28 protein-coding genes are annotated in these 26,324 nt (G+C 70.1%); 18 read left to right on the top strand and 10 right to left on the bottom strand.

Translation table 11 applies throughout. The features are described from left to right. Positions 1 to 14: 14 nt before the first annotated feature. The 5 genes from FHR66_RS14870 (at position 15) to FHR66_RS14890 (ending at position 5,459) form a co-directional block, all read left to right on the top strand. Positions 15 to 1,337, top strand: a complete 1,323-nt coding sequence (locus FHR66_RS14870) for a spinster family MFS transporter (RefSeq protein WP_160964566.1) — start codon at positions 15 to 17, stop codon at positions 1,335 to 1,337. Positions 1,338 to 1,475: 138 nt separating this feature from the next. Beyond that, positions 1,476 to 1,949, top strand: a complete 474-nt coding sequence (locus FHR66_RS14875) for a MarR family winged helix-turn-helix transcriptional regulator (RefSeq protein ID WP_160964805.1) — start codon at positions 1,476 to 1,478, stop codon at positions 1,947 to 1,949. Between the two features lie 191 nt (positions 1,950 to 2,140). Beyond that, a complete protein-coding gene (locus FHR66_RS14880) occupies positions 2,141 to 3,154 on the top strand; it encodes a transporter (RefSeq protein ID WP_167087903.1) in 1,014 nt (337 codons plus the stop codon). A gap of 30 nt (positions 3,155 to 3,184) precedes the next feature. Next, positions 3,185 to 3,952, top strand: a complete 768-nt coding sequence (locus FHR66_RS14885) for a coniferyl-alcohol dehydrogenase (protein WP_160964564.1) — start codon at positions 3,185 to 3,187, stop codon at positions 3,950 to 3,952. 37 nt (positions 3,953 to 3,989) lie between these two features. After that, positions 3,990 to 5,459, top strand: a complete 1,470-nt coding sequence (locus tag FHR66_RS14890; RefSeq protein ID WP_160964562.1) for a benzaldehyde dehydrogenase — start codon at positions 3,990 to 3,992, stop codon at positions 5,457 to 5,459. A gap of 301 nt (positions 5,460 to 5,760) precedes the next feature. On the opposite strand, the gene FHR66_RS14895 is transcribed toward FHR66_RS14890, so the two are convergent. Further along, positions 5,761 to 6,660, bottom strand: coding sequence for a helix-turn-helix domain-containing protein (locus FHR66_RS14895; protein WP_160964560.1), 900 nt, complete (start codon positions 6,658 to 6,660; stop codon positions 5,761 to 5,763). Positions 6,661 to 6,753: 93 nt separating this feature from the next. Here FHR66_RS14895 and pobA point away from each other — a divergent pair, with 93 nt between their 5' ends. After that, the gene (pobA, locus tag FHR66_RS14900; RefSeq protein ID WP_160964558.1) at positions 6,754 to 7,932 is read left to right on the top strand and encodes a 4-hydroxybenzoate 3-monooxygenase; all 1,179 of its coding nucleotides are present in this window, start codon (positions 6,754 to 6,756) and stop codon (positions 7,930 to 7,932) included. 89 nt (positions 7,933 to 8,021) lie between these two features. On the opposite strand, the gene FHR66_RS14905 is transcribed toward pobA, so the two are convergent. Then, complete coding sequence (locus tag FHR66_RS14905) at positions 8,022 to 8,351, bottom strand: hypothetical protein (protein WP_160964556.1); 330 nt, start codon at positions 8,349 to 8,351, stop codon at positions 8,022 to 8,024. Between the two features lie 29 nt (positions 8,352 to 8,380). Between FHR66_RS14905 and FHR66_RS14910 the strand changes: the two genes are divergently transcribed. Then, the gene (locus tag FHR66_RS14910) at positions 8,381 to 8,869 is read left to right on the top strand and encodes a nuclear transport factor 2 family protein (protein WP_160964554.1); all 489 of its coding nucleotides are present in this window, start codon (positions 8,381 to 8,383) and stop codon (positions 8,867 to 8,869) included. Between the two features lie 90 nt (positions 8,870 to 8,959). On the opposite strand, the gene FHR66_RS14915 is transcribed toward FHR66_RS14910, so the two are convergent. From FHR66_RS14915 to FHR66_RS14925, 3 genes are read right to left on the bottom strand one after another with little or no spacing between them, the layout of a single operon-like run. Continuing rightward, the gene (locus FHR66_RS14915) at positions 8,960 to 9,943 is read right to left on the bottom strand and encodes a PDR/VanB family oxidoreductase (protein WP_160964552.1); all 984 of its coding nucleotides are present in this window, start codon (positions 9,941 to 9,943) and stop codon (positions 8,960 to 8,962) included. A 51-nt stretch (positions 9,944 to 9,994) separates the two neighbouring features. Then, positions 9,995 to 10,744: a GntR family transcriptional regulator gene (locus FHR66_RS14920; protein ID WP_160964550.1), complete on the bottom strand. Its 750-nt coding sequence runs from the start codon at positions 10,742 to 10,744 to the stop codon at positions 9,995 to 9,997. 25 nt (positions 10,745 to 10,769) lie between these two features. Continuing rightward, complete coding sequence (locus FHR66_RS14925) at positions 10,770 to 11,846, bottom strand: aromatic ring-hydroxylating dioxygenase subunit alpha (RefSeq protein ID WP_160964548.1); 1,077 nt, start codon at positions 11,844 to 11,846, stop codon at positions 10,770 to 10,772. A 327-nt stretch (positions 11,847 to 12,173) separates the two neighbouring features. On the opposite strand from FHR66_RS14925, the gene FHR66_RS14930 reads away from it, so the two are divergent. The 8 genes from FHR66_RS14930 to pcaC all read left to right on the top strand — a co-directional run bounded on the left by FHR66_RS14930 (position 12,174) and on the right by pcaC (position 18,838). After that, positions 12,174 to 12,863: a 3-oxoacid CoA-transferase subunit A gene (locus tag FHR66_RS14930; RefSeq protein WP_160964546.1), complete on the top strand. Its 690-nt coding sequence runs from the start codon at positions 12,174 to 12,176 to the stop codon at positions 12,861 to 12,863. Further along, positions 12,851 to 13,522, top strand: coding sequence for a 3-oxoacid CoA-transferase subunit B (locus FHR66_RS14935; protein WP_184449893.1), 672 nt, complete (start codon positions 12,851 to 12,853; stop codon positions 13,520 to 13,522). Before FHR66_RS14930 ends, FHR66_RS14935 begins: the two co-directional genes overlap by 13 nt. After that, on the top strand, positions 13,519 to 14,727 hold the full coding sequence (pcaF, locus tag FHR66_RS14940; protein ID WP_160964544.1) for a 3-oxoadipyl-CoA thiolase: 1,209 nt from the start codon (positions 13,519 to 13,521) through the stop codon (positions 14,725 to 14,727). The genes FHR66_RS14935 and pcaF overlap by 4 nt, the downstream gene beginning before the upstream one ends. 85 nt (positions 14,728 to 14,812) lie before the next feature. Then, positions 14,813 to 15,532: a protocatechuate 3,4-dioxygenase subunit beta gene (gene pcaH, locus FHR66_RS14945; protein ID WP_160964542.1), complete on the top strand. Its 720-nt coding sequence runs from the start codon at positions 14,813 to 14,815 to the stop codon at positions 15,530 to 15,532. 4 nt (positions 15,533 to 15,536) lie between these two features. After that, a complete protein-coding gene (pcaG, locus tag FHR66_RS14950; protein ID WP_160964540.1) occupies positions 15,537 to 16,094 on the top strand; it encodes a protocatechuate 3,4-dioxygenase subunit alpha in 558 nt (185 codons plus the stop codon). A 67-nt stretch (positions 16,095 to 16,161) separates the two neighbouring features. Next, positions 16,162 to 17,514 (top strand): 3-carboxy-cis,cis-muconate cycloisomerase, encoded by a 1,353-nt coding sequence (locus FHR66_RS14955; RefSeq protein ID WP_160964538.1) that lies wholly within the window; start codon positions 16,162 to 16,164, stop codon positions 17,512 to 17,514. A gap of 112 nt (positions 17,515 to 17,626) precedes the next feature. Then, positions 17,627 to 18,406 (top strand): 3-oxoadipate enol-lactonase, encoded by a 780-nt coding sequence (gene pcaD / locus FHR66_RS14960; RefSeq protein WP_160964536.1) that lies wholly within the window; start codon positions 17,627 to 17,629, stop codon positions 18,404 to 18,406. A gap of 39 nt (positions 18,407 to 18,445) precedes the next feature. Beyond that, positions 18,446 to 18,838 carry a 4-carboxymuconolactone decarboxylase gene (gene pcaC / locus FHR66_RS14965; RefSeq protein WP_152235697.1) on the top strand — a complete coding sequence of 131 codons (393 nt, stop codon included), beginning with the start codon at positions 18,446 to 18,448 and terminating at the stop codon, positions 18,836 to 18,838. A 17-nt stretch (positions 18,839 to 18,855) separates the two neighbouring features. On the opposite strand, the gene FHR66_RS14970 is transcribed toward pcaC, so the two are convergent. Beyond that, complete coding sequence (locus FHR66_RS14970) at positions 18,856 to 19,302, bottom strand: winged helix-turn-helix transcriptional regulator (protein ID WP_160964534.1); 447 nt, start codon at positions 19,300 to 19,302, stop codon at positions 18,856 to 18,858. A gap of 105 nt (positions 19,303 to 19,407) precedes the next feature. Here FHR66_RS14970 and FHR66_RS14975 point away from each other — a divergent pair, with 105 nt between their 5' ends. Then, the gene (locus FHR66_RS14975; RefSeq protein WP_237475208.1) at positions 19,408 to 20,712 is read left to right on the top strand and encodes an MFS transporter; all 1,305 of its coding nucleotides are present in this window, start codon (positions 19,408 to 19,410) and stop codon (positions 20,710 to 20,712) included. On the opposite strand, the gene FHR66_RS14980 is transcribed toward FHR66_RS14975, so the two are convergent. From FHR66_RS14980 to FHR66_RS14990, 3 genes are all read right to left on the bottom strand, one after another. Beyond that, positions 20,606 to 21,475, bottom strand: coding sequence for an IclR family transcriptional regulator domain-containing protein (locus FHR66_RS14980; protein WP_160964532.1), 870 nt, complete (start codon positions 21,473 to 21,475; stop codon positions 20,606 to 20,608). The two genes, FHR66_RS14975 and FHR66_RS14980, sit on opposite strands and share 107 nt — an antisense overlap. Before the next feature lie 562 nt (positions 21,476 to 22,037). Further along, entirely contained in the window at positions 22,038 to 23,075 is a 1,038-nt protein-coding gene (locus FHR66_RS14985) for an MDR family NADP-dependent oxidoreductase (protein ID WP_167087905.1), read from the bottom strand. Beyond that, positions 23,072 to 24,031 carry an aldo/keto reductase gene (locus tag FHR66_RS14990; RefSeq protein ID WP_160964528.1) on the bottom strand — a complete coding sequence of 320 codons (960 nt, stop codon included), beginning with the start codon at positions 24,029 to 24,031 and terminating at the stop codon, positions 23,072 to 23,074. Before FHR66_RS14990 ends, FHR66_RS14985 begins: the two co-directional genes overlap by 4 nt. 173 nt (positions 24,032 to 24,204) lie before the next feature. Between FHR66_RS14990 and FHR66_RS14995 the strand changes: the two genes are divergently transcribed. Together FHR66_RS14995 and FHR66_RS15000 are read left to right on the top strand one after the other, a co-directional pair. After that, positions 24,205 to 25,062, top strand: a complete 858-nt coding sequence (locus FHR66_RS14995; RefSeq protein ID WP_160964526.1) for a class I SAM-dependent methyltransferase — start codon at positions 24,205 to 24,207, stop codon at positions 25,060 to 25,062. Positions 25,063 to 25,146: 84 nt separating this feature from the next. Further along, positions 25,147 to 25,683 (top strand): pseudouridine synthase, encoded by a 537-nt coding sequence (locus tag FHR66_RS15000; RefSeq protein WP_160964797.1) that lies wholly within the window; start codon positions 25,147 to 25,149, stop codon positions 25,681 to 25,683. Positions 25,684 to 25,877: 194 nt separating this feature from the next. Here the strand turns inward: FHR66_RS15000 and FHR66_RS15005 are convergent, their stop codons facing one another. Next, entirely contained in the window at positions 25,878 to 26,288 is a 411-nt protein-coding gene (locus tag FHR66_RS15005) for a hypothetical protein (protein ID WP_017908157.1), read from the bottom strand. Positions 26,289 to 26,324: the final 36 nt, after the last annotated feature.

Below are 26,324 nucleotides of genomic sequence, written 5' to 3' on the forward strand. Positions count from 1 at the left end.
GCCGGAGCCTTTCCATGCGCGATCCGCTGCCATCGTCTGCGCCGTACCGCCCGCTGTATGCGTGGTACGTCACCCTCGTGCTGTTGCTGGCCTACACGCTGTCCTTCGTCGACCGGCAGATCCTGGGTCTGCTGGTGCAGCCGATCAAGCGCGACCTGCAGTTGTCCGACTCGGCCTTCAGCCTGGTCCACGGCTTCGCCTTCGCGGTGTTCTACACACTGATCGGGGTAATGCTGGGTCGCGTCGCCGACCGCCGCAACCGCCGCAACCTGATCGTGCTCGGCGTGGTGGTGTGGATCGCGGCGACCGCCGCCGGTGCCTACGTCACCAGCTTCTTCACCCTGTTCCTGGCGCGGGTGTTCGTCGGCGTCGGCGAGGCCTCGCTGTCGCCGGCGGCGTACTCGATGCTGGCCGACTATTTCCCGCCGGAAAAGCGTGCGCGGGCGATGAGCGTGTACACCTCCGGCGTCTACATCGGCTCGGCGGCCGCGTTCATCGTCGGCGGCCTGGTGATCGCGGCCACCAGCAAGGAGAGCATGGTGGTGCTGCCGCTGCTGGGCAGCTTCAGGCCCTGGCAGGCGGCCTTCATCCTGGTCGCGCTGCCCGGGCTGGCGGTGATCGCGCTGATGGCCACGGTGCGCGAGCCGGCGCGGCGCGAGCAGGCCGCTGCGGTGCCCAGCGTGCGCCCGGACCTGAGCCACCTGCGCGACAACGCGCGGGTGTACGTGGCGCTGTTCCTGGCCAACGGCGTGATCGCGATGATCACCTTCGGCATCACCGCCTGGCTGCCGGCCACCTTCATCCGCCGCTGGCAGTGGACGCCGGGCGAGATCGGCCCGGCCTACGGCATCATCATCCTCACCTTCGGCATCGCCGGCATGCTGTTCAGCGGCTTCCTCGCCGACCGCCTGGCTGCGCGCGGCAACCGCGATGCGGCGCTGAAGATCTCGCTGGTCGGGGCCGTGCTGCTGGTGATCAGCAGCGCGCTGTTCGCGGTCGCGCCGGGACCGTGGCCGGCACTGGCGGCGATCGCGCTGACCACGTTCGTGCTGGGCATGCCGGTGGCGCTGGCGCCGGCGATCCTGCAGGCGGTCACCCCGAACCGGCTGCGCGGCCAGGTCACCTCGATCTACCTGCTGCTGGTCAACCTGATCGGGCTGGGCCTGGGTCCTTTCCTGGTGGCGCTGGGCACCGACCACGTGCTCGCCGACGAGCGTCAGGTCGGCCTGTCGCTGGGCGTGGTGTGCATGGGCGCGGCGCTGCTCGGCGCGCTGTGCCTGTGGACGGCGGCCGCGCCGTACCGGGCGCTGCTGCGGCGCGTGGACGCGGCGTTGTGACCATGCGCGGCCATGCCCCTACAATGCAGCTGCGACGGTGTTGCCGGCCGGCGCCGATGGATGCGTGCGCATCCGCCGTGACCTGGTCGCAGGATGCCCCATGCAGGAAGCGCAGTGAGTTCGAAACCGAGTCCCGAGATGTCCAGCAGCGCATTGCCCGCCGATCCGCATGTGGACAGCGTGGACCAGCGGCGCCTGACCAGCCTGATCGGCTACCGCATCACCCGGACAGAACTGCAGGTGCGGCGCCTGTTCCAGGATTGCGTGCGTGCCTTCGAACTGAAGCCGGTGGAGTATTCGCTGCTGGTGTTGGTGGACGCCAACCCCGGCATCAACCAGCGCCAGTTGGGCGAAGTGCTGAGCGTGTCGCCGCCGAACCTGGCGATCGTGGTCGCGCGCCTGGTCAAGCGCAAACTGCTGCGGCAGGTGCGCGGACGCCAGGATCGGCGCATGCAGCACCTGCATCTGACCGCCGCTGGCAATGCGCTGCTGGCGCAGGCCGAAGCCGAAGTGGTGCGCATGGAGCAGCAGCTCGGCACCGCGCTCGGTGCGACCTCGGCGCGCGCGCTGCTGCAGGCGCTGGACCGGCTGGACGCGCTCGAGCGTCTGTAGCGGCTCCCGGCGGCGCGGCTGGTTCCCGCCGACCGCCCCGCTTTTTCACTGATTCGCGACCCGTCGCCAGCGTCCCGCTGACGGCGCGCGTCGCCGCGTGTCCGCACCCTGCGCGCGGCCACGCCCATTCGCGTTCCTGTCTCTGTCCCCCCGCACCCCGCCGTTCCCCTTTCGCTTGGAGTGCCTGCCCCGTGAAGCGTGTTCGCCACCGTGTCCCCTCGCCGTCGCGTGCCCGTGCGCGCCTGTCCCTGCTCGCCGTGCTGGCCATCGCCTGGGTCGCCCCGGCGGCCGCGCAATCGGTGCCGCAGAGCGCCACCTTGCCGACCGGCATCAATACCGGCGGCACCAGCTTCTTCGATGGTTTCAGCAAACCCAATCCGGGCTGGACGGCGATCCAGTACCTGCGCCGCTACGACTTCGATGCGATCAAGGACGCGAACGGCGACGACGTGCCGGTGTTCCGCGATCCGCACATCGGCTCCTCGGTGTGGGTGACCCAGATGGCCTACCTCAGCGACTACAAGCTGTTCGGTGGTTCCCTCGGCATCACCGCGCTGGCCGCGCTCGTCGATCTGGACACCTCGTTCGCGTACGACAGCCCGGTGGCGCTGCGCGACAACGGCGCCGGCCTGGGCGACCTGACCATCGGCCCCTACCTGCAGATGGCGCCGGTGATCCGCGATGGCCGCCCGGTGTTCTCGCAGCGCTTCGAACTGGATGTGCTGGCGCCGATCGGCAAGTTCGACCGCAACCGCGACGTGAACCAGGGCTCGGGCTACTGGTCGGTGCTGCCGAGCTGGGCCTTCAGCATCCTGCCCACGCCGCGCTGGGAGATCAGCGGACGGCTCAACTACCTCTACAACTTCCGCGCCGACAAGGCCTCCAACGTGCCGCAGGGCGACGGCTTCGTGTTCCGCAACGGCCAGGCAGGCGACGCGGCGTGGCTCAACTTCGCCAGCTCGCTGGAAGTGGTCAAGGACCTGCACCTGGGCATCAACGGCTACTACCTCAAGCAGCTGCGCGACAACCGCACCAACGGCCAGCGCGTCGCCGACAGCAAGCAGACCCAGTTCTATCTCGGCCCGGGCCTGTCGTGGCGGATCGACCAGAAGAACATCTTCAACGCCAACTTCTACATGCCGGTGGAGGTCAAGAACGCACCTTCCGGCCACAACGTCAACCTGCAATACATCCACGTCTTCTGACGACCAACCCCGCAACGGACACGCGCTGCCATGAACCTGCACAACAAGACCCTCCTCGTCACCGGCGTGGCCTCCGGCATCGGCGCCGAGGTCGCGCGCCTGGCGCGCTTCCACGGTGCCACCGTGATCGGCATCGACCGCCAGCCGGTCAACATGACCCTGCACGGCTTCCACCAGGCCGATCTCGGCGACCCGGCCTCGATCGACGCGCTGGTGGCGCAGCTGCCCGAGCGCATCGACGCGCTGGCCAACATCGCCGGCGTGCCGGGGACCGCACCGGTGGACGTGGTGGCGAAGGTCAACTACCTGGGCCTGCGCCACCTCAGCCAGGCGTTGCTGCCGCGCATCGCGCCCGGCGGCAGCATCATCAACATCGCCTCCATTCTCGGCGCCGAGTGGCCGCAGCGGCTGGACCTGCACAAGCAACTGGCCGCCGCCGACAGCTACGCCGCCGGCAGCGACTGGCTGGCGGCGCAACCGGTGCCGCAGGCGACCTGCTACCAGTACTTCAAGGAAGCGCTGATCGTGTGGACGCTGCTGCGTTCGCGCGACTGGTTCGCCGAGCATTCGGTGCGCGTCAACAGCGTCGCGCCCGGTCCGGTGTTCACGCCGATCCTGGGCGATTTCGTCACCATGCTCGGGCCCGAGCGGGTCCAGGCCGACGCCGGCAAGATGAAGCGCCCGGCCTATGCCGACGAGGTCGCCGAGGCGGTGGTGTTCCTGGCCTCCGATGCGGCGCGCTGGATCAACGGCGTCAACCTGCCGGTGGACGGCGGCCTGGCCGCCACCGCCCTCTGAACCACTTCTTCTTCCTCTTTCCACGAGAGCACACAGCATGCACAGCACCGAACCCCTGGCCGCCGCGTCCACCTGGAGCGAGCGCATCTTCAACGGCGAGTGGGTCGCCGCCCAGGGCGGCGTCCTCGAAGTGATCGAACCGGGTAGCGGCAAGCCGTTGCACCGCGTCGGCCAGGCCAATGCGGCCGACGTGACCGCGGCGGTGGCGCAGGCACGCGAGGCGCAATGCGCCTGGGCGGCCACGCCGCCGCGCGAGCGCGCGGCCGTGTTCCATCGCGCCGCGCAGGTATTGCAGCAGCATGCGGCGGCGGCCGCGGCGCTGATCGCCCGCGAGACCGGCGGCATCCTGCCCAAGGGCGAGCACGAGGTACGCGAGGCCATCGTGCTGCTGCAGCAGGCCGCGGCGATGCCGCTGCAGGCGCAGGGCCAGGTGCTGCCGAGCGCGCCGGGCCGGCTGAGCCTGGCGCGGCGCCTGCCGCTGGGCGTGGTCGGGGTGATCTCGCCGTTCAATTTCCCGCTGGTGCTGTCGCTGCGCTCGGTGGCGCCGGCGCTGGCGGTGGGCAATGCGGTGGTGCTCAAGCCCGATCCGCGCACGCCGTATGCCGGCGGCTTCGTCATTGCCGAAGTGCTGCAGCAAGCGGGCCTGCCGAAGGGGCTGCTGCATGTGCTGCCGGGCGGCGCCGACGCCGGCCAGGCGCTGGTCGAGGCACCAGGCGTGCCGATGATCGCGTTCACCGGTTCCACCGCCGCCGGCCGCCGCATCGGCGAGCTGGCCGGCAAGCACCTGAAGAAGACCGCGCTGGAACTGGGCGGCAAGAATTCGCTGATCGTGCTCGACGATGCCGACCTGGACAAGGCGGTGTCGGCGATCGCGTTCGGCGCGTACTTCCACCAGGGCCAGATCTGCATGGCCACCGGCCGCGTGCTGGTCCAGCGCAGCATCGCCGCGGAACTGACCCGCCGCCTGGCCGAGAAGGCGCGGCACCTGCCGGTCGGCGACCCGGCTACCGCGCACGTGGCGCTCGGCCCGATCATCGACCAGCGCCAGCTGCAGCACGTCAAGGAGGTGGTCGATGCCTCGGTGGCGGCGGGCGCGGTGATCGAGGCCGGCGGTACCCACGACGGCCTGTTCTATGCCGCTACGGTGCTGTCGAACGTGCAGCCGGGCATGCCGGCGTTCGAGGAGGAAGTGTTCGGCCCGGTCGCCAATGTCATTGCCTTCGACAGCGACGACGAGGCGGTGGCACTGGCCAACCAGACCGAATACGGCCTGTCGGCCGGCATCCTCTCGGCGTCGGTCGGCCGCGCGATGGCGCTGGGCGAGCGCCTGCATACCGGTCTGCTGCACATCAACGACCAGACCGTGGCCGATGAGGTGACCAACCCGTTCGGCGGCACCGGCGCCTCCGGCAACGGCACCAGCATGGGCGGCCCGGCCGACTGGGGCCAGTACACGCACTGGCAGTGGGTGACGATCCAGGACAGTGCGCCGCAGTATCCGTTCTGAGTGTTGATTCGCCGGGCGTCGCATCGGCGCCCGGTGATGCGGTGGCACGTAGTGAGTGCAGGGAGCGGCGTTTGCTCCGTTGTGTGCAGGTCGAGGCGTACGCGGCCTGCGCGTTCGGTGTGGCACCGGCACTGCAGTGTGGGAGGGACTTCAGTCCCGACGCCTCGGCGGCGATTCACCATTGCCGCTGCGTTCGTCGCGGCTGAAGCCGCTCCTACACCGGACGACGCTGAAATATCCCTGTAAATCCTTGTAGGAGCGGCTTCAGCCGCGACCGGTCCGTCCCGACGACCCCACGCGCTCACCCTTGCGCCCGCTGCCGGAACTGGATCGGCGAACACCCTGCATGCCGGCGGAAGCAGCGGCTGAAATACGCCGCATCCGCATAGCCCAGGACTTCTGCGAGCTGCTGCACGGTCAAGGTGGTGTAGACCAGGCTGCGCCTTGCTTCGAGCATGATCCGCCGCTGCAGCAGTTCCAGCGCCGAGGCGCCGGCCAGGCGCCGGCACAGCGCATTGAGATGGCTGCGGCTCAGTCCGAGCCGGTCGGCATAACGTGCCAGCGGCCAATGTTCACGGTAATGCGCGTCGATCAGCGCGGTGTAGGCGCGCACATGGCGCGCGCCGCGGTCGGCATCGTGCGGATCGGCATGGACATGTGCCAGTGCGCCGCGTGCAGCCCAGAGCAGGGCCTGGGTCGCCAGCGCCTGCAGCATCGGCTCGCGGCCGGGGCGGCGTTGCGCGTGTTCGGCGGCGATGGCGGCGAAGCAGGCATCGAGCATCGGTTGCTGGTCGCCCGCGGGCAGGCATAGCGGCCGCGCCAGCGCTTCGTCCAGACTCGGCCACTGCGCCGACAGGCGCTGCCGCAGCGGTGCCGACACGGTCACGATGTGGCCGCGCACGTTGCGCTGGAAGCGGAAGCCGTGCACGCACAGCGGCGGCAACAGCAGCAGGCACGGGCCGCGCAGACGCTGCTGCGTTCCGTCCAAGTGCAGGCCGGCGCTGCCGCGCTGCAGATACAGCAGTTGCAGCAGGTCGTCGTGGCGGTGCGGACGGATATGCCAGTCGTGCAGACGGCTGCGCGCGGCGATGGATTCCCAGTGCAGCAGGTCCGGTGTCTCGCGATCGCCGGTCTCGCCGTACAGACGGAAGGCCGGGACCGTGACGGGCGACGCGGCAGCGGCGGAAGCAGTGCGGGGCATCGGCGAAAAGTACCGGAATCGGTCGCGATGATCCATGTCCTCGGTGCGCTGCAACCGGAACACTGTGGGTCGGTCCCATCCTCTGGAGGACATATGCGTACCCAGGTCGCCATCGTTGGCGCCGGCCCGGCCGGACTGCTGCTCGGGCAGTTGCTGCACGGCCACGGCATCGACACCGTCATTGTCGAACGGCAGACGCCCGAGCACGTGCTGTCGCGGATCCGCGCCGGTGTGCTGGAGCAGGGCACCGCCGACCTGTTGTGCGCCGCCGGTGCCGGCGCGCGCATGCAGCGCGAAGGCATCGTCCACCATGGCTTCGAACTGGCGCTGGAGCAGCGCCGCGAACGCATCGAACTGAGTGCGGCAACTGGCGGCCGTGCGGTCACCGTCTACGGCCAGACCGAAGTGACCCGCGACCTGATGGACGCACGCCAAGCGGCCGGCGCCACCACACTCTATTCCGTCGAGGATGTGCAGCTGCATGATGTCGACGGGTCGCAGCCTTGGCTGAGCTTCGTGCAGGACGGTGTCACGCAGCGCCTGGACTGCGAATACGTGGTCGGCTGCGACGGCTTCCACGGGGTCAGCCGCCGCGCGATCCCGGCCGAGGTGCTGCGCGTCTACGAGCGGGTCTATCCGTTCGGCTGGTTGGGCGTGCTGGCCGACACCCCGCCGGTGGCCGATGAGCTGATCTATGCGCGCAATGCGCGTGGCTTCGCCCTGTGCAGCATGCGTTCGCCCACCCGCACCCGTTACTACGTGCAGGTGCCGGCGGACGAGCGGGTGGAAGACTGGTCGGACGATCGCTTCTGGGACGAACTGCGCAGCCGCCTGCCCGACGACGTGGCGCAGGCGCTGGTCACCGGCCCCTCGCTGGAGAAGAGCATCGCGCCGCTGCGCAGCTATGTCGCCGAACCCATGCAGTACGGCCGCCTGTTTCTGGCCGGCGATGCCGCACACATCGTGCCGCCGACCGGGGCCAAGGGCCTGAACCTCGCCGCCGGCGACGTCGGCCTGCTCGCGCACCTGTTCGCGCAGGCGCAGCACGAAGGCAGCGACGCGCCGCTGCAGCGCTATTCGGAACTGGCGCTGCAGCGTGTGTGGAAGGCCGAGCGCTTCTCCTGGTGGATGACCACGATGCTGCATCGCTTCCCGGACGAAGACGCGTTCAGCCGCCGCCTGCACGACGCGGAGCTGGACTACCTGCTCGGCAGCGCTGCCGGGCGCGCCACCATTGCCGAGAACTATGCGGGACTGCCGTTGGCGCTTTGAGAGCGGGAATTGGGGAGTCGGGATTGGGGATTCGTCGAGCCGCGTCCCAGTCAGTCTGCGCATGTCGATCGTGCCCGTCTTCGCTTTCTTCAAATCCCGAATCCCGAATACCCACTCTCGATAGAAACGTTGTCTATCACCGCGATCGATGACGGCGATGAAAAGAGCGGATCGACGGCGGCGTAGACCGTCAGTGCGTCGCTGCGGCATGCACCGCATACGAACATTTGGGTGCGTACTGCCGCGCCATTTCTGATGTCGAGGTAACTGTGGCGGTTCTCCCAGACCAGGAAAAAAGCCGCTAAATCCGCGCGTTTTTCGTAATTTCCCGCGTCGCGCAGCCGCTGCGCATTGCTACGCTGCAGTCGCGCCGGTGCCAACGTTGCCGCGCATCGCGGCAGCGCAGCGTCATTGCGCATTCCCCTGTTCCCCCATCGGAGAGTCTTCCATGAAGATCCGCTTTCAGGCCTGTCTGCTGGCGCTGCTGCTTGCGCTCCCGGTCGCGTCCGCGTTCGCGCAGACCGCGGTCACCGCCAATCCCAACCACGAACAGTTGCTGCATGGCGAAGACTGGCGCACCACAGCCAACAAGCGCCTGGTCTACGACTTCTGGCGCATCGTGTTCGAAGCCGGGCATACCGAATATGCGCCGATGTACATGGCCAAGGACTACATCCAGCACAATCCGACCGTGGCCAACGGCCGCGATGCGTTCCTTGCGTTCCTGACGGCGTTCGTCAAGCCGACGCCGATCCAGCCGCGGGTGCAGTTGCCGCTGGTGGCGATCCTGGCCGAAGGCGACTACGTGACCCTGGTGTCGGTGCGCACGCTGCCCGATCCCAAGGACGCCAGCAAGACCTACACCACCACCTGGTTCGACATGTTCCGCATCCAGAACGGCAAGATCCAGGAGCACTGGGACGCTGCAACGAAGTGACGCCGCACGGATGAGGTTGAAAACCCGCAGGCGCCGCCCACTGCGGTGGACGGCGCCTGCGGGACGTGCGGATGACGCCGCGCGTGCGGGTCAGAACGCGTCGGCGCGGTAGCCGGTATCGATGCTTAGGCTGCCGCCCAGCGCGCGCGAGACGCAGGCGCACAGCTTGCGGTTGCTGTGGCGTTGCTCGTCGCTGAGGAACACGTCGCGATGGTCCAGCGGCGCGGCGGCCTCCAGCACCTCGACCACGCACAGGCCGCATTCGCCGCGGCGGCAGTCGGCCATGACTTCCACGCCGGCCGCGCTCAGTGCGTCCAGCAGCGATTCGTTCTCGGCGACCTGCACGGTCTTGCCCAGCGCCGGCACCTGCACCACGAACGGCTGCGCCGGTGCGTTGCCGCTGTTGCCGAAGGTCTCGAAATGCAGACGCGCGCGGGCGCGGCCGTCGTCGCGCCAGCGTTGCCGCAGTTCGTCCAGCAGCGGCAGCGGGCCGCAGGCGTAGACGTCGGCGTTGCGCGGCCACTGCGCAATCTGCGCAGCCAGCTCGAGCTGACCCAGATGCTCAGGACAGAATAGTTGCAGGCGCTCGCCGAGCAGGTCCTGCAGGTGCTCCAGGTAGGCCATGCTGGCGCGGCTGCGGCCGGCGTAGAGCAGCTGGAACGGGATGCGCCCGCGCGCCAGCCGTTGCGCCATGCCCAGGATCGGGGTGATGCCGATGCCGCCGGCGACCAGCACGATGTGCTCGGCGGTCTCGTCCAGCGCGAAGTGGTTGTTGGGCGAGGAAATGTCCAGTTGGTCACCCGGCGCCAGCGTCCACATCGCGCGTGAGCCGCCGCGGCTGTCGGGCACGGCGCGCACCGCGATGCGGTAGTGGCCGTCCGCGACAGGTTCGCCGACCAGCGAGTAGGATCGCTCGTGCCAGGCCTCGCCGATGCGCACGCGTACGTCGAGGTGGCTGCCGACGCTGAACGGGCGGCTGGCGCGGCCGGGATCGAGCACGATCTCGCGCACGTCCTGGCACGGCGTGGCGACGGCGACGACGCGGGCGGTGGTCCACTGGGTGTCTTTGCGCATGGCGGGGTCCGGCAGGCGTGGAAAGGGAAGCGGGTACGGCGTGCGCCGCGATCAGGCGGGCGAGCGGCGCCGCAGCAGGCGGCTGCCGGGGATCTGTCCCAGCGCGTTCTGGTCGTGCAGGGCGTGGTGGGCGTTGCGCTGCGCCAGCCGCGCGTGCTCGCGCATCAACGCTTCGGCGCGCGCGCCCTCGCGGCGCACGATCGCGTCCAGCACCTGGCGGTGCTGGTCCTGCGCGATCGACAGCACGGTGGCGGCCTGGCCGCGCTCGAGCACGAAGCTGCTGGGCGAGGCGAACGGCAGCTGCGCGACCCGCGCGAACTCCCGCGAGAGCAGCGCACTGCCGGCCATCTCGAACAGCAGCGCGTGCAACTGCGCGTTGCAGTCGACATAGCGTGCGAAGTCATCCTCGCTCAGCGGGCGCGTCGTCAGGACGGCGTCGATCTGGGCCAGCAGCGCCTGCGCCCGCGCCAGCAAAGCCGGCTCGGCACCGCGCTCGGCGGCACGGCGCGCGGCCAGACCCTCCAGGGTGCCGCGCAGTTCGATGGCGTCGTCCACATCCGCCTCGTCGAAGGCCTGCACCGCATAGCCGCCGCCACGCAGCGGCTGCACCAGGCCTTCTTCGGCCAGCCGCTGCAGGGCGGCGCGCACCGGCGTACGCGATGCACCGAGGCGTTCCACCAGCGCGACCTCGGACAGGCGCTCGCCGGCGGCAAGCGCGCCGGCCAGAATCAGCTCGCGCAGTTCCAGCAGGGCGCGGGTGGTCTGTGCAGCGCTGGAGCGGAACGGATGTGCGGCCTGCATGGAAGGCTCCTGTGTGTGCGGCGGCTCAGCCGACCATGCGCAGCTGCAGGTCCTGGCTGCGCTGCTCGGCGGCGATCATGCGCTCGATCAGGCGCCGCGCCCACATGCCGCCGGCATCGACATTGAGGTTGTAGAACACATGGTCCGGATGCGCATCGATGGCGCGCTGCTGCGCTTCCAGGATCAGTTCGTCCTCGCCGAACACGCCGCTGACGCCATCGCGCAGGCGCGTGGTGATCGACTGCTCGTGCAGCGAGTGATTGCGAGCGAACGCCCAGAAGTAGTGGCAGGTGCAATCGGTTTCCGGGGTGATGGTGTTGAGCACGTAGCCGTTGACCCCGCGCGAGCGGTCGCCCTGCGGCGCGCCGCTGCCGGCCACCGCCACGCCGACGTCGATGGCGATGGTGCAGGGCGCTTCGAAGCGGATGATCTGCCAGCGGTCGACCTTGCCGCGGTAGCCGTGCGCGTGTTCGATCTGCCAGGCCCAGAACGGCGGCGGGTCGATGTCCAGCATCCAGCGCGAGACCACCGTGCTGCGTTCGCCGTGGACCACGTCGAACGGCGCCTCGGCGACTTCGTCCTGGCCGATGCTGGAGCCGTGCACGAAGGTCTCGTGGGTCAGGTCCATCAGGTTGTCCAGCACCAGCCGGTAGTCGCACTTGACGTGGATGGTGCGGCCGTCGCCGGCCCAGGCCGGGTCGTCGTTCCAGTGCAGGTCCGGCACCAGCGCCGGATCGGCCAACGCCGCGTCGCCGGGCCACACCCAGACGTAGCGGTGCCGCTCCACGGTGGGAAAGCGGCGCACGCAGGCGGAAGGATTGATCGTGTCCTGCGAGGGCATGTGCACGCAGCGCCCGTTCGCGTCGTAGACCAGGCCGTGGTAGCCGCAGACCACGTCGTCGCCGCGCAGCCGGCCCATCGACAGCGGCACCAGGCGGTGCCAGCAGGCGTTCTCGAGCGCGGCCACGCGGCCGTTGCTGGTGCGGTACAGCACGATGTCCAGATTGCACACCTTGCGCGGTAGCAGCGCGTGCTTGACCTCGTGATCCCAGGCGATGGCATACCAGGCATTGAGCGGAAATGCCGGAGCGGACGACTGCATGGCGGCGACCTCGATTGTGTATACAACAGGCTGGGGGAAGGTCCTTGCGTGTTGCGGCGCACAACGGCGTAGTGGTGCCGTCGCGCCATCGCCCGATGCTCGGCGATGGACGAATGTATACAACAGGGCGGGGCAGGCGTGCCGATGCCGCCTCGTTAAATTGTTCGTTTATCGAACTATGCATCCGATAATCGGATTGACCGCCCGTCAGTGCCGGCCTAACGTGGCCTCCCGGAGCGACCTGGAGGAGGATGTCGTGGCAGACCCCGTAATGCGCCTGCGCCGCCGTGCGCTGCGCCCCCGGCCGGCGACGGCGGAGCGGCGCCGATGATCGACAAGACCCTGGCTTCGTGCGCCGACGCGGTGGCCGACATCCACGATGGCGCCACGGTGATGATCGGCGGCTTCGGCACCGCGGGCATGCCCGATGCACTGATCGATGCGCTGATCGCGCAGGGCGCACGCGAGTTGACCATCGTCAACAACAACGCCGGCAACGGCGAGACCGGGCTGGCCGCGCTGATCAAGCACAAACGCGTGCGCAAGATCGTGTGCTCGTTCCCGCGGCAGAGCGACTCGCAGCACTTCGACGCGGCCTACCGCGCCGGGGAGCTGGAACTGGAACTGGTGCCACAGGGCAACCTGGCCGCGCGCATCCATGCCGCCGGCAACGGCCTGGGCGCGATCTTCACCCCCACCGGCTACGGCACCGAACTGGCCGCCGGCAAGGAGACCCGCGAGATCGACGGCCGCCACTACGTGCTGGAGTATCCGATCCGCGCCGATTTCGCGCTGATCAAGGCGCACCACGGCGACCGCTGGGGCAACCTGGTGTACCGCAAGACCGCGCGCAACTTCGGCCCGCTGATGGCGATGGCCGCGACCTGCGCGATCGTGCAGGTGGAGCAGGTGGTGGAACTCGGCGCGCTGGACCCGGAAGCGGTGGTGACCCCGGGCATCTTCGTGCAACGCGTGGTAGCGGTGGCCACCGCACAGGAGGACGCATGCACGCACTGACCAGCCGCGGTATCGACCGCAATGCCCTGGCCGCGCGCGTGGCGCGCGACATCCCCGAGGGCGCCTACGTCAACCTGGGCATCGGCCTGCCGACCGCGGTGGCCAACTTCCTGCCGGCGGACAAGGAGATCTTCCTGCACAGCGAGAACGGCCTGCTCGGCATGGGCCCGGCGCCGCCGCCGGGGCAGGAGGACCTGGACCTGATCAACGCCGGCAAGCAGCCGGTGACGCTGCTGACCGGCGGTTGCTATTTCCACCACGCCGACTCGTTCGCGATGATGCGCAGCGGGCGCCTGGACGTGTGCGTGCTCGGCGCGTTCCAGGTGTCGGTGCATGGCGACCTGGCCAACTGGAGCACCGGCGCGGCCGACGCCATCCCCGCGGTCGGCGGCGCGATGGACCTGGCGATCGGCGCCAAGCAGGTCTACGTGATGATGGAACTGCTGACCAAGCGCGGCGAGCCCAAGCTGGTGAGCGCGTGCAGCTATCCGCTGACCGGGCTGCGCTGCGTGTCGCGGGTGTATACCGACCTGGGCGTGTTCGCGCTCGGGCCGGACGGCGCGCGCGTGCTCGAACTGGTCGAGGGCGTGAGCCTGGACGACCTGCGCCAGGCCACCGGGCTGGCGCTGACCCTGGCCGATTCCACGGAGGCGGCATGAACGAGGCCTACATCATCGACGGCATCCGCACGCCGATCGGCCGCTACGGCGGCGCCCTGGCCGGGGTGCGTGCGGACGATCTCGGTGCGGTGCCGCTGCAGGCGTTGCTGGCGCGGCATCCGCAGCTGGATCCGGCGCAGATCGACGACGTCTACCTGGGTTGCGCCAACCAGGCCGGCGAGGACAACCGCAACGTCGCGCGCATGAGCCTGTTGCTGGCCGGCCTGCCGAGCAGCGTGCCGGGCAGCACGCTCAACCGCCTGTGCGGGTCGGGTCTGGATGCGGTCGGTACGGTGGCGCGCGCGCTGCGTGCCGGCGAACTCGGCCTGGCCATCGCCGGCGGCGTGGAGTCGATGTCGCGCGCGCCGTGGGTGATGGGCAAGGCGGAGAGCGCCTTCGCCCGCAACCAGCAGCTCGAGGACACCACCATGGGCTGGCGCTTCGTCAATCCGAAGATGCAGCAGCTCTATGGCGTGGACCTGATGGGCGAGACCGCCGAGAACGTGGCCGCGCGCCACGGCATTTCGCGCGAGGACCAGGACGCCTTCGCGCTGCGCAGCCAACAGCGCACCGCCGCCGCGCAGGCGGCGGGCTTTTTCGATGGCGAGATCACGCCGGTGATCGCCCCGGGCAGGAAGCGCGGCGAGACCATCGCGGTCAGCATTGACGAGCATCCGCGCGCCGACACCACGCCCGAGGCGCTGGCCAGGCTCAAGCCGATCTTCCGTCAGCCTGGCACGGTCACCGCCGGCAATGCCTCGGGCATCAACGACGGCGCGGCAGCGCTGCTGCTGGCCAGCGCCGCACAGGTGCAGGCGCTGGGCCTGACGCCGCGCGCACGCGTGCTGGGCTTCGCCAGTGCCGGCGTGGAACCGGCGTACATGGGCATCGGCCCGGTGCCGGCCACGCGCAAGCTGCTGGCGCGGCTGGGGTTGTCCATCGGCGACTTCGATGCGATCGAACTCAACGAAGCCTTCGCCGCGCAGGGCCTGGCGTGCCTGCGCGAACTCGGCGTCGCCGACGATGCCGCCCATGTCAACGCCAACGGCGGCGCGATCGCGCTCGGCCATCCGCTGGGCATGAGCGGCGCGCGCCTCACCCTGACCCTGCTGCGCCAGCTCGAGGCCAGCGGCGGCCGCCGCGGGCTTGCGACCATGTGCGTAGGCGTCGGCCAGGGCGTGGCGCTGGCGATCGAGCGGCTGTAGCCGCTCGCCCATCGACGCTGCGCCCCGCACGCCGGCATCATTCTTCCAGCCAACCGGCTCCGCGCGGAGCCAGCGAGACCGCACGATGCACGACGACACCCCCATCGATCCCCTGCTCGGCTATCGCCGCCCGTACCCGGGCACGCAACCGGCCTATCTGCATCCGCCCTACGCCTCCACCGGCACGCGCGGCCCGACCCGCGATCCGATCGCGATTCCGCTGACCCTGTCCGAGGCCACCGGGCCGACCCTGGACCGCACCACCCTGGGCGAACACGCCGCCGATCTCACCGCCGGCTTCCCCGGCGCGCCGTTGGGCGAGCGCATCATCGTCAGCGGGCGCCTGCTCGACGAGAACGGCAAGCCGGTGCGCAACAGCGTGGTCGAGGTGTGGCAGTGCAACGCCGCCGGCCGCTACCTGCATGCCGGCGACCAGCACGACGCGCCGCTGGATCCCAACTTCACAGGCACCGGCCAGGTGCTGACCGACGACCACGGCCGCTACCGCTTCACCACCATCAAGCCGGGCGCGTATCCGTGGCGCAACCACTACAACGCCTGGCGCCCGGCGCACATCCACTTCTCGCTGCACGGCGACGGCATCGGCCAGCGCCTGGTCACGCAGATGTATTTCCCCGGCGATCCGTTGCTGGCGTTCGACCCGATCTTCAACTGCGTGGAGGACCCCAAGGCGCGCGAGCGCATGGTCTCTGCGTTCGACTGGGAGAACACCGCCAACGAGTTCGCGCTGGGCTATCGGTTCGACATCGTCCTGCGCGGACGCAAGCAGACCCCTTGGGAGTGAGGCGATGAGTTTTCAGGCAACCCCTTCGCAGACGGTCGGCCCCTACTACCGTATCGGGCTGGAGCCGCTGTACCGCACCGAGATCGCGCCGGCGCAGGCGCAGGGCACCCACGTGGAGATCGCCGGTAGCGTGTTCGACGGCAACGGTGCGCCGGTGGGCGATGCGCTGCTGGAGATCTGGCAGGCCGATGCCGCCGGCATCTACGACCATGCCGCCGATCCGCGCCGCGGCGAGCACGATCCGGCCTTCCACGGCTGGGGCCGGGTGCCGACCGACGCGCAGGGCCGTTTCGCCTTCCGCACGGTCAAGCCCGGCCGTGTCGCCGGGCCCAGGGGCCTGCAGGCGCCGCACCTGGTGGTGCTGGTGTTCATGCGCGGCCTGCTGCGTGCCGCGCCGACGCGGCTGTACTTCGGCGACGACGACCTGGACGGCGACGCGATCCTGGCGCAGGTGCCGGCCGAGCGCCGCGCCACCCTGATCGCGCAACCGCTGGCGGCGCACCGCTACCAGTGGGACGTGCGCATGCAGGGCGAGCACGAGACCGTGTTCTTCCGCTACTGAGCGCGGCAGACATGTTGCACAGGCCGCAGCGGTTACCCTGCTTGATCTCTCCACCGCGTACGAACCGATGAGCGTGTCCGAGTCCCTGTTGCGTCCATTGTTTGGCGATCCGATCGTCGATGCGGCGTTCGACGATCGCGCCCGCCTGCAGGCCATGCTCGACGTGGAAGCGGCGCTGGCGCGCGCACAGGCGCGCTGCGGGGTGATCCCGGCCAGCGCGGCGGCACCGATCGCCGCCGCCTGCGATGCCGCGCGCTACGACGTGGCCACGCTCGCCGCTGCCACCGCGCTGGCCGGCAATCCGGCGATCCCGCTGGTCAAGGCGCTCACCGCCCAGGTCGCCGCCGCCGATGAAGACGCCGCGCGCTGGGTGCACTGGGGCGCGACCAGCCAGGACGTCATCGACAGCGGCGCGGTGCTGCAGCTGCGCGCCGCGCTCGACCGCGTGGAGGCGCAACTGGACGCGCTGTGCGCGGCGCTGGCAGCGCTGGCGCAGCGCGAGCGCGACACCGGCCTGCCCGGGCGCACCCTGTTGCAGCAGGCGGTGCCGGTGACCTTCGGACTGAAGGCGGCAGGCTGGCTGGACGCGCTGCAGCGCAGCCGCCGGCGCCTGCGCGCGCTGCGCGAGGATGCGTTGGTGCTGCAGTTCGGCGGCGCCGCCGGTACCCTGGCCGCGCTGCAGTCGCAGGGCCTGGCCGTGGCCGAGGCGCTGGCCGCGGAATTGCGCCTGCCGTTGCCGGCGCTGCCCTGGCACGCGGCGCGCGACCGCATCGGCGAGATCGGCGCGGCGTTCGCGCTGCTGGCCGGCAGCCTCGGCAAGATCGGCCGCGACGTCGCCCTGCTGATGCAGTCGGAAGTGGCCGAGGCGTTCGAACCCGCCGCGGCAGGCAAGGGCGGCTCCTCGGCGATGCCACACAAGCGCAATCCGGTCGGCTGCGTGGTCGCCATCGCCGCGGCCACGCGCGTGCCGGGCCTGCTGGCGACCTTGTTCGCTGCGCTGCCGCAGGAACACGAGCGCGCGGTCGGCGGCTGGCACGCCGAATGGGAAACCCTGCCGGAGCTGGTCCGCTTGAGCGCCGGTAGCCTGGCCCAGGTGCGCGTGCTGATCGAGGGCCTGGAACTGGACCGCGCGCGCATGGCCGCGCATCTGGACAGCCACGGCGGCCTGCTCTACGCCGAGGCGGTGGCGGTGACCCTGGCCGCGCACCTGGGCAAGGCCGCCGCGCACGCGCTGGTGGAATCGGCGGTGCGCCGCGCGCTGGCCACGCGGCAGCACCTGCGCGCGGTGCTGGCCGAGGAGCCGCAGGTGAGTGCGGTGCTGACACCGGCGGATCTGGATGCGCTGTTCGCCAGCGACAGCTGGCGCGGCATGGCCACGGTGTGGATCGAGCGCGTGCTCGCCGCGCAGGCGCGCGCGTGAGCCGCCGCGCCGTGCCTGTCTGCCGCAGCGTCGGCGACACGTTCTAGACTTGCCGGTGCCGCGCGGTTCCATGCCGTGGCGGCCCAATCCATCTTCCAAGCGAGCGCCGACCATGCCGATCCTCGACCTGCCCACGCATCGTCTGCATTACCGCATCGACGGCAGCGAAGGCCGTCCGTGGCTGACCCTGTGCAATTCGCTCGGCACCGACCTGCACATGTGGGACGCGCAGATCGCGGCGCTGGCCCAGCATTTCCGCGTGCTGCGCTACGACCGTCGCGGCCACGGCGCCTCCACCGCCGCGCCGGCGCCGTACGCCATGGCCGATCTCGGCGGCGACGTGCTGGCGCTCTGGGATGCGCTGTCGATCGAACGCAGCCATTTCTGCGGCCTGTCGATCGGCGGGCTGACCGGGCAGTGGCTGGGCCTGCACGCCGGCGAGCGCCTGCTCAGCCTGACCCTGTGCGCCACCGCGGCCAGGATCGGCAGCGCCGAGAGCTGGCAGGCGCGCATCGACCAGGTCCGCGCCGAGGGACTGGCGCCGCTGTGCGAGGGCACGCGCACGCGCTGGTTCACCCCGGCCTTCGCCGAGGCGCAGCCGGCCACCGTCGAGGCGATCCTGGACAGCTTCCGCGCCACCGACGCGCAGGCCTACATCGGCTGCTGCCAGGCGCTGGCCGAGGCCGACTTCCGCGAGCGCCTGGGCGAGATCCGCGTGCCGGTGCTGGCCGTGGCCGGGCATGACGATCCGGTGTGTCCGCCTGCCGAGTTGCAGGCCATCGCCGCACAGGTGGCGCAGGGCGAGTACGCCGAAGTGCATGGCCGCCACCTGTGCAACGTGGAGTCGCCGCACGCCTTCAACGACGCGCTGCTGCGCTTCCTGCTGCAGTAGAGCGCGCCTGCCTTTCCCCACGTTTCAGGAGTCGACCCGATGGACGAGAACGAACGCTACGCCGCCGGCCTGCAGGTACGCCGCGCCGTGCTCGGCGATGCCCACGTCGACCGCTCGCTGGCCGCGCGCACGCCGTTCACCGAGGAGTTTCAGGAGTTCATCACCCGCACCGCCTGGGGCACGGTGTGGACCCGGGAGGGCCTGCCGCGGCACACGCGTTCGCTGCTGACCCTGGCGATGATGGTGGCGCGCGGCCACGACGAGGAGTTCAAGTTGCACGTGCGCGCGGCGCGCAACAACGGCGTCAGTGCCGACGAGATCAAGGAAGTGCTGCTGCAGGCGGCGATCTATTGCGGTGTGCCGGCGGCCAACCATGCCTTCGCCCTGGCCGCGCCGATCCTGGCCGAGCAGGCCGCCGAGGGCGGCGCCTAGAGCGCGCAGCGCTCCGCTCAGCGCACCTTACGCACTTCGGTGTCGGCCGGGCGCAGCCGCGTCCCGTCGGCGGCGCGCGGCTGCATGCGCGCGACCGGCTTGCCGCTGCGCGTGTCGATCAACGCCGAATGGCGCTCGCCGTGGTCGAACAGATGCCGTTCGCCCCACTGCCGCAGCGCCAGCACCACCGCGAACAGGTCCTCGCCCTTGGCGCTCAGCGCGTACTCGCGGTAGGCGCTGCCGTCGGACGCTTCGCGCGTCTCCAGGATGCCGGCTTCGACCAGCTTGCGCAGCCGGTCGGCCAGGATGTTGCGCGCCATGCCCAGGCTGCGCTGGAAGTCGCCGAAGCGACGCACGCCATCGAAGGCATCGCGCACGATCAGCAGCGACCAGCGGTCGCCGATCAGGTCGGCGCTGCGCGCCACCGGGCAGGGCGAAGCGGGTATGGCAGGGCGGGACGGCATCGGCGTTCCAGGCAGGCGCTCGGCGGTAGTGGTTGCATTTTAAAACCTATCGGCCTAGCCTGAAACAAGTTTCGTTTTGAAACCGGAACAGGCGAGCCATCGATCATGCAATCCGTCACCGCTGCGCCCGCCATGCCGCGGCGCCTGGTCTGGCTGTTCGCCATCGCCAGCGGCCTGAGCGTGGCCAATGTCTACTACGCGCAGCCGCTGCTGGACGCGCTGGCGGTGGACTTCGGCATCCGCCCGGCGGCAGTGGGCGGCGTGGTCAGCGCGGCCCAGATCGGCTGCGCGCTGGCCCTGCTGTTGCTGGTGCCGCTGGGTGACCTGGTGGAGCGCCGCCGCCTGATGGCGGTGCAGGCGCTGGGGCTGGTCGCGACGCTGGTGGTGGTGAGCGTGGCGCGGTCGGCGCCGGTATTACTGGCCGGCATGCTCGCTGTCGGCCTGCTGGGCACGGCGATGACCCAGGGCTTGATCGCCTACGCCGCCAGCGCCGCGGCGCCGCAGGAGCAAGGGCGGGTGGTCGGTGCGGCGCAGGGCGGTGTGTTCATCGGCCTGTTGCTGGCGCGGGTGTTTGCCGGCGGGGTCAGCGAACTGGCCGGCTGGCGCGCGGTCTATGCCGGCGCCGCGGTGCTGATGCTGGCGCTCGCGTGGCCGCTGTGGCGCTGGTTGCCGGTGCTGCCGGTGCCGCCGCAACCGCTGCCGTATCCGCGCCTGATCATGTCCATGCTGACGCTGCTGCGGCAGGAGCGCGTGCTGCAGGTGCGCGGCGTGCTGGCGCTGCTGATGTTCGCGGCGTTCAACATCTTCTGGAGCGCGCTGGTGCTGCCGCTGCGTGCGCCGCCCTATGCGTTTTCGCACCTTGCCATCGGCGCCTTCGGCCTGGTCGGCGTGGTTGGTGCGCTGGCGGCCGCGCGCGCCGGGCACTGGGCCGACCGCGGCCACGCCCAGCGCACCAGCGCCGTGGCGCTGGTGGTGTTGGTGCTGGCCTGGTGGCCGTTGTCGCAGTTGCCGCAGTCGCTCGCCGCGCTGGTGCTGGGAATCGTCCTGCTCGACCTGGCCGGGCAGGCGCTGCACGTCACCAGCCAGAGCATGATCCTGCGTCGCCGGCCGCAGGCGCACGGCCGGTTGATCGGCCTGTACATGCTGTTCTACGCGGTGGGCAGCGGACTGGGCGCGATCGCGACGACCGCGACCTACGCGCAGGCCGGCTGGGCGGGCGTGTGTCGCCTGGGGGCGGCGGTCAGCCTGCTGGCGTTGCTGTTCTGGTGGGCGACGCGGCGGGTTGGCGCGGCGTCGGTGGCGCTCAGTCCAGCACCCGGCTCAACTGCTGCGCCGCATGCCGCAGCGCCGGCAGCACCGTGCTCTGCAGGCTGCCCAGGGTCATGCGCGCCACCGAGCTGCCGACGTTGAGCGCGGCGACCACACGGTCCTGGCGGTTGCGCACCGGCACCGCCACCGAACGCAGGCCGATCTCCAGTTCCTGGTCAACCACCGCATGGCCGTCGCGCTGCACACGCTCGAGCAGGGCCTGGAACTGCGCGCGGTCGGTGACGGTGCGTTCGGTGCGCGGACGCAGCGGGTTGCGCTCCAGGTAGCTGTTCAAGGTGTCGCCCGGCTGCGCCGCCAGCAGCACCCGGCCCATCGAGGTGCAGTACGCCGGCAGGCGGCTGCCGGCGCGCAGGCCGATCGACATGATCCGCACCGTCTCCGCCCGCGCCACGTACAGCAGGTCGTCGCCGTCGAGTACGCCCAGCGAACAGGACTCGTGCAGGGTGTCGCGCAGCGCATCCAGCACCGGCTGCGCCGCCACCGACAGGGCGGCGGTGGACAGGTAGCCGCTGCCGATGCCCAGCGCGCGCGGCAACAGCACGTAGCCGCGGCCATGGGTGCCGGCGTAACCGAGCTTCTCCAGCGTGTACAGCACGCGCCGCACCGCCGCGCGCGGGATGCCGGTGTCGGCGCTGAGCTGGGCCATGCTGACATCGCGGCTGTGCTGGCCGAAGGCGCTGAGCACGGCCAAGCCGCGCGCCAGCGAGGTCATGAAGTTCGGGTCGCCTTCGCATTCGCCGATGCGCCGCATCAGTTCCGCGGCCAGGCCGCGCTCGGGCGGGGTGGGAGCGGTGGCGGCGCGCGCGGTGCGGCGTGCGCGAGGGGGACGCGGGGACTCGGACATGGAAGCGGCGGCGGCGGCGATGCGTCCGATGGTAGTGGCTGTATTCGCGGGCGTCGATGCTGGGGTGTGGTCGAGGGCGCCAGGCGCAAGGCGATCGTCCCCCGTCATGAAGCAGATGGGCGCTGCGGCAGCCGCTCCTACGGTTCTTTTTCGTCCGACACGCAAATCTCAAGCGAAAGCAAAGGCTTTCGCCCTTACGGGCGAGTTACTTTTCTTTGCTCGCGCAAAGAAAAGGTAACCAAAAGAAAGCGCGCCCTGCCTCGCGCCCTCCGCGCTGCGCGCTCCGGGTCCGCGTCCATCCCGGGGATCCGCGGAAGGGTCATCCTGCCCCTGCCGCGGACGGCGCACATCCATGTGCGCCGCCCTTCGGGTTTTTCCCCGCGATGGCCGCCGCTTCGGAAGGGAACCCGGTAAGTCAAAAACAAGGGCAAAAGCAACAGCCAAAGCTAAGCGATCGCGACTCCTACAGTGACTCGCGGTGATCGGTGTCCGGGCGTGATGTGGGAGGGACCTCTCGTCCCTTTTTGTGGGATTCGTCCCGACAGCCTCGGGCCTTCTCGCCTCAGTCGCCCAGCCGCACCACCAGCTTGCCGAAGTTGCCGCCGCTCAGCATGTCGATGAAGGCCTGCGGTGCGTTCTCCAGCCCGTCCACCACGTGTTCGCGGTAGCGCACGCGGCCGTCGGCCAGCCAGGTGCCCATCTCGCGCAGGAACTCCGGATACAGCTTGACGAAATCGCCGACGATGAAGCCGCGCAAGGTCAGGCGCTGGCGCAGCACCTGGCCCATCAGCGCCGGCAGTCGGTCCGGACCCGGCGGCAATGCGCCGATGGCGTTGTAGGTGGCGATGGTGCCGCACACCGGCACCCGCGCGAAATCGTTGAGCAGCGGCAGCACCGCATCGAACACGTGGCCGCCGACGTTCTCGAAATACACGTCGATGCCGTCGGTCGCGGCGGCGCGCAACTGCTCGGCGAAGTCCTTGGCGCGGTGGTCCAGGGCCACGTTCACGCCCAGTTCCTCGCGCAGGTAGCGGCATTTCTCCGCGCCGCCGGCGATGGCGATCACCTTTGCCCCGCGCAGCCTGGCGATCTGCGCCACGGTGGCGCCGACCGGGCCGGTCGCCGCGGCCACCGCGACGGTCTCGCCCGGCTGCGGTTTGCCGATCTCGTGCAGGCCGGCGTAGGCGGTGAAGCCAGGCATGCCGTACACGCCCAGCGCAGTGCTCGGCGGCAGTGGCGAGTTCGGATCGAGCTTGCGCCGCAGGCTGGCGCCGTCGACGACCAGATGGGTCTGCCAGCCGCCGTTCTGCACCAGCACCAGATCGCCCGGCGCATGGTCGGGGGAATTGGACTGCAGCACCTCTGCCACGGTGCTGCCGACCATGGTCTCGCCCAGTTGCACCGGCGGCGCGTAGGACGGTGCATCGCTCATGCGCCCGCGCATGTACGGGTCCAGCGACAGCCAGCGATTGCGCAGCAGCACCTGGCCGGGGCCGGGCGGCACCAGCGGGGCCTGTTCGGTGCGGAAGTTGTCGGTGCCCGGCGCGCCCTGCGGGCGCGAGGCGAGCACGATGCGGGTGGTGTGGGTGGGGGCGGTCATGCGGTTTCCTCACTTGCGGTATTCAATTGCGCGATGTCCTCGGCGGACAGCTGCAGGCGCGCGGCGGCGAGCAGGTCCTGCAGTTGTTCCAGGCTGGTCGCGCTGGCGATCGGCGCGACGATGCCGGGCCGCGCCATCAACCAGGCCAGCGCCACCTGCGTGGGCGTGGCCGCATGCTTGCCGGCGATGTCGTCCAGCGCGGCGAGGATGCGCAGGCCGCGCGCGTTGAGGTAGCGTGCGACCACGCTCGCGCCGCGTGCATGGCTCTTGCCGGCGTCTTCGGCCCGGCGGTACTTGCCGCTGAGGAAGCCGCTGGCCAGCGCGTAGTAGCACAGCACGCCCAGGCCCTGTTCGCGCACCAGCGGTTCCAGTTCGGCCTCGTAGCCGGCGCGGTCGTACAGGTTGTACTCCGGCTGCAGCGTCTCGTAGCGGGGCAGGCCGTACTGCGCGGAGACGTTCAGCGCTTCGCGCAGGCGCGCGGCGTTGTAGTTGGAGGCGCCGATCGCGCGCACCTTGCCCTGTTCGATCAGCCGCCCGAACGCCGCCAGCGACGCTTCCAGCGGTACCGAATCGTCGTCTTCGTGCGCCTGGTACAGATCGATGACGTCCGTCTGCAGGCGCTGCAGCGAGTCCTCCGCGGCGGCAGCGATGTTGTCGGCCGACAGGCCCGGGCGTTCGGCCCACTTGCCGACCTTGGTCGCGATCAGCACCTTGTCGCGTTTGCCGCTGCGCGTGAGCCACTGCCCGATCAGTGCTTCCGATTCGCCGCCGTGGTTGCCGGGCACCCAGGCCGAATAGATGTCGGCGGTGTCGATGAGATTGCAGCCGGCCTCGACGAAGGCATCGAGCAGGGCGAAGGAGGTCTTGGCGTCGGCGCTCCAGCCGAACACGTTGCCGCCGAACGCCAGCGGTGCCGCATGCAGGCCGGAACGGCCGAGTTCGCGCGTGTGCAGCATGGAAAACGTTCCACTGTGGGGGAGGCGACAGGATAGTCGTCAGGGGTTGGATGGCCGTCAAATACGCGAGAAAACATCGTTCTGTAGACGTGATTCGCGCTAACGGAAGTGCAACATTCGGCGCTACCGGGCCGCGTGCTAGGCTCGCGGCACCTCTCTTGCGGATGCCTGCCATGACGCTTCGTACCTCGCTCGCCTGCGCCTGTACCCTGGCCGTCGCCACCACGTTGCTCGCCCCGGCGGCGCAGGCGATCAAGCCCGCCGACACGGCCACGCTGCCGGCACCGGATGCGGCGCTGCAGACGGCGATCAACGGCAGTTGGCGCGACCGCGCCAACGTCGCCCGCGATGCCTATCGCCATCCCGGCCAGACCCTGGCGTTCTTCGGCATCAAGCCGACCCAGACGGTGATCGAGGTCACCCCGGGCGGCGGTTGGTATTCCGAGATCCTTGCGCCGTACCTGCGCGAGCGTGGCCAGTACATCGCCGCGGTGGTCGATCCGGCGGCGGTGCCGGAAGGGCGTGGCCGCGACTACCAGCAGAAGGCGCGCAGCGGCCTGGAGCAGAAGTTCGCCGCGGCGCCGGCGCAGTACGACCGCGCGCGCATCGTGGCGTATGCGCCGAACGCGCCGGTGTTCGGCCCGCCCGGCTCGGCCGACCTGGTGCTGACCTTCCGCAACGTGCACAACTGGCGCATGGCCGGCCAGGCCGAGGGCATGTTCAAGGGCTTCTACCAGGTGCTCAAGCCCGGCGGCGTGCTCGGCGTGGTCGAGCACCGCGCCAAGGCCGACGTGCCGGCCGACGACAAGAGCGGTTATGTCGGCCAGGCGCAGGTGATCGCCATGGCCGAGGCGGCCGGCTTCAAGCTGGCCGGCAAGAGCGACCTCAACGCCAACCCGCGCGACAGCAAGGACTATCCGGGCGGCGTGTGGACGCTGCCGCCGAGCAACCAGCACGACGCCGCCGACGACGCCAAGTACCAGGCGATCGGCGAGAGCGACCGCATGACCCTGAAATTCGTCAAGCGCTGACCGGCGCGCGGGCGGGGAGGCGCGAGCGCATGGGACAATGCCTGCGCCGCGCCGTGCGGCGCAGGTTTGCTGCCGTTTCCGCCGATGCTGATCGCCTTCAACAAGCCCTTCAACGTGCTGTGCCAGTTCACCGACCGCAGCACGCCGCCGCGGCGGACCCTGGCCGAGTTCGGCCTGCCCGCCGACGTGTACGCGGCCGGGCGCCTGGACTACGACAGCGAAGGCCTGCTGCTGCTGACCGACGACGGCGCGCTGGCGCACCGGCTCACCGATCCGCGGCACAAGCAACCCAAGACCTATTGGGTGATGGTGGAGGGTGCACCGCAACCGGAGCAGTTGCAGCGTCTGCGCGACGGCGTGCTGTTGAACGACGGCCCGACCGCACGGGCCGAGGTGACGTTGCTGGATGCGCCGCCATCGCTGTGGCCGCGCGATCCGCCGGTGCGCTTCCGCAAGAGCGTGCCCGATGCCTGGTTGCAGGTGGTGTTGCGCGAAGGTCGCAACCGCCAGGTGCGGCGGATGACCGCGGCGGTCGGCTTGCCGACCCTGCGCCTGGTGCGAGCGGCGATGGGCGCGCACCGGTTGGACGGGTTGGCGCCGGGGGCCTGGCGCGCGCTGTAGTGCGTGTTGTGCCGAGTGACGCGTAGGAGCGTTTCAGCCGCAACATGCGAACCTCTTTAACGCTCCGGTCGCGGTAGACGCCGTTCCTGCGTTAGAAAAGCAGGGTCGCAGCGAATCCATAAAAAAAGCGACCGGGATGTCTCCCGGTCGCTGCGTTTCATGCTGCGGCTGCCGTCAGCGGCAGTACGCGGATCTCACTCTTCGGTGGCGTCCTGCGCTGCGGCATTGCGACGCGTGCCGCGTGTGCTGGCGGCGCTGCGGCGCGCACCGACGTTGCCGCGCTTGTTGGCGGCTTCGATGCGCTGCGCGTTGCCTTCGATCGGCGCGCCCTTGTCGCGCTGGCGCTTGCGGTAGATGGCGTAGCCGAGCAGGCCCACGCCCACTGCGGCAGCGGCGATCGCGATGGCCGGGTTGCGGCGCACGGCGGTGCGCGCGACCTTGGAGCCGGTCTTCACTGCACCCATCGCTGCGCCAGCCTTGAGCGCGCCCATCGCCTTGCCCGACTGCAACCACTTGTTCGCCTGCGGGCCGAAGTGCTTGAGGCTGTCGCCGGCGTGGCTGGCGAGATCCAGGGCGCGATCGGTGATGATGGTCAGCTTGCTCATGGGCGTCCCTACTGGCAGGAATGAAGGGCTGCAGTG

The organism is Xanthomonas sp. F4, assembly GCF_011761895.1.

What these genes read in the sequence shown, in the direction of transcription:
- pobA (WP_160964558.1), top strand. Translation starts at nt 6,754, where the DNA reads ATGCGTACCCAGGTCGCCATCGTTGGCGCCGGCCCGGCCGGACTGCTG.
- FHR66_RS14975 (WP_237475208.1), top strand. Translation starts at nt 19,408, where the DNA reads ATGCAATCCGTCACCGCTGCGCCCGCCATGCCGCGGCGCCTGGTCTGG.
- FHR66_RS14905 (WP_160964556.1), bottom strand. Translation starts at nt 8,351, where the DNA reads ATGCGCAATGACGCTGCGCTGCCGCGATGCGCGGCAACGTTGGCACCG.
- pcaG (WP_160964540.1), top strand. Translation starts at nt 15,537, where the DNA reads ATGAGTTTTCAGGCAACCCCTTCGCAGACGGTCGGCCCCTACTACCGT.
- FHR66_RS15005 (WP_017908157.1), bottom strand. Translation starts at nt 26,288, where the DNA reads ATGAGCAAGCTGACCATCATCACCGATCGCGCCCTGGATCTCGCCAGC.
- FHR66_RS14970 (WP_160964534.1), bottom strand. Translation starts at nt 19,302, where the DNA reads ATGCCGTCCCGCCCTGCCATACCCGCTTCGCCCTGCCCGGTGGCGCGC.
- pcaH (WP_160964542.1), top strand. Translation starts at nt 14,813, where the DNA reads ATGCACGACGACACCCCCATCGATCCCCTGCTCGGCTATCGCCGCCCG.
- FHR66_RS14910 (WP_160964554.1), top strand. Translation starts at nt 8,381, where the DNA reads ATGAAGATCCGCTTTCAGGCCTGTCTGCTGGCGCTGCTGCTTGCGCTC.
- FHR66_RS15000 (WP_160964797.1), top strand. Translation starts at nt 25,147, where the DNA reads ATGCTGATCGCCTTCAACAAGCCCTTCAACGTGCTGTGCCAGTTCACC.
- FHR66_RS14890 (WP_160964562.1), top strand. Translation starts at nt 3,990, where the DNA reads ATGCACAGCACCGAACCCCTGGCCGCCGCGTCCACCTGGAGCGAGCGC.
- FHR66_RS14930 (WP_160964546.1), top strand. Translation starts at nt 12,174, where the DNA reads ATGATCGACAAGACCCTGGCTTCGTGCGCCGACGCGGTGGCCGACATC.
- FHR66_RS14985 (WP_167087905.1), bottom strand. Translation starts at nt 23,075, where the DNA reads ATGACCGCCCCCACCCACACCACCCGCATCGTGCTCGCCTCGCGCCCG.
- FHR66_RS14990 (WP_160964528.1), bottom strand. Translation starts at nt 24,031, where the DNA reads ATGCTGCACACGCGCGAACTCGGCCGTTCCGGCCTGCATGCGGCACCG.
- FHR66_RS14920 (WP_160964550.1), bottom strand. Translation starts at nt 10,744, where the DNA reads ATGCAGGCCGCACATCCGTTCCGCTCCAGCGCTGCACAGACCACCCGC.
- FHR66_RS14935 (WP_184449893.1), top strand. Translation starts at nt 12,851, where the DNA reads ATGCACGCACTGACCAGCCGCGGTATCGACCGCAATGCCCTGGCCGCG.
- FHR66_RS14875 (WP_160964805.1), top strand. Translation starts at nt 1,476, where the DNA reads ATGTCCAGCAGCGCATTGCCCGCCGATCCGCATGTGGACAGCGTGGAC.
- FHR66_RS14895 (WP_160964560.1), bottom strand. Translation starts at nt 6,660, where the DNA reads ATGCCCCGCACTGCTTCCGCCGCTGCCGCGTCGCCCGTCACGGTCCCG.
- FHR66_RS14955 (WP_160964538.1), top strand. Translation starts at nt 16,162, where the DNA reads ATGAGCGTGTCCGAGTCCCTGTTGCGTCCATTGTTTGGCGATCCGATC.
- pcaD (WP_160964536.1), top strand. Translation starts at nt 17,627, where the DNA reads ATGCCGATCCTCGACCTGCCCACGCATCGTCTGCATTACCGCATCGAC.
- FHR66_RS14870 (WP_160964566.1), top strand. Translation starts at nt 15, where the DNA reads ATGCGCGATCCGCTGCCATCGTCTGCGCCGTACCGCCCGCTGTATGCG.
- FHR66_RS14885 (WP_160964564.1), top strand. Translation starts at nt 3,185, where the DNA reads ATGAACCTGCACAACAAGACCCTCCTCGTCACCGGCGTGGCCTCCGGC.
- FHR66_RS14980 (WP_160964532.1), bottom strand. Translation starts at nt 21,475, where the DNA reads ATGTCCGAGTCCCCGCGTCCCCCTCGCGCACGCCGCACCGCGCGCGCC.
- FHR66_RS14925 (WP_160964548.1), bottom strand. Translation starts at nt 11,846, where the DNA reads ATGCAGTCGTCCGCTCCGGCATTTCCGCTCAATGCCTGGTATGCCATC.
- pcaF (WP_160964544.1), top strand. Translation starts at nt 13,519, where the DNA reads ATGAACGAGGCCTACATCATCGACGGCATCCGCACGCCGATCGGCCGC.
- FHR66_RS14915 (WP_160964552.1), bottom strand. Translation starts at nt 9,943, where the DNA reads ATGCGCAAAGACACCCAGTGGACCACCGCCCGCGTCGTCGCCGTCGCC.
- pcaC (WP_152235697.1), top strand. Translation starts at nt 18,446, where the DNA reads ATGGACGAGAACGAACGCTACGCCGCCGGCCTGCAGGTACGCCGCGCC.
- FHR66_RS14995 (WP_160964526.1), top strand. Translation starts at nt 24,205, where the DNA reads ATGACGCTTCGTACCTCGCTCGCCTGCGCCTGTACCCTGGCCGTCGCC.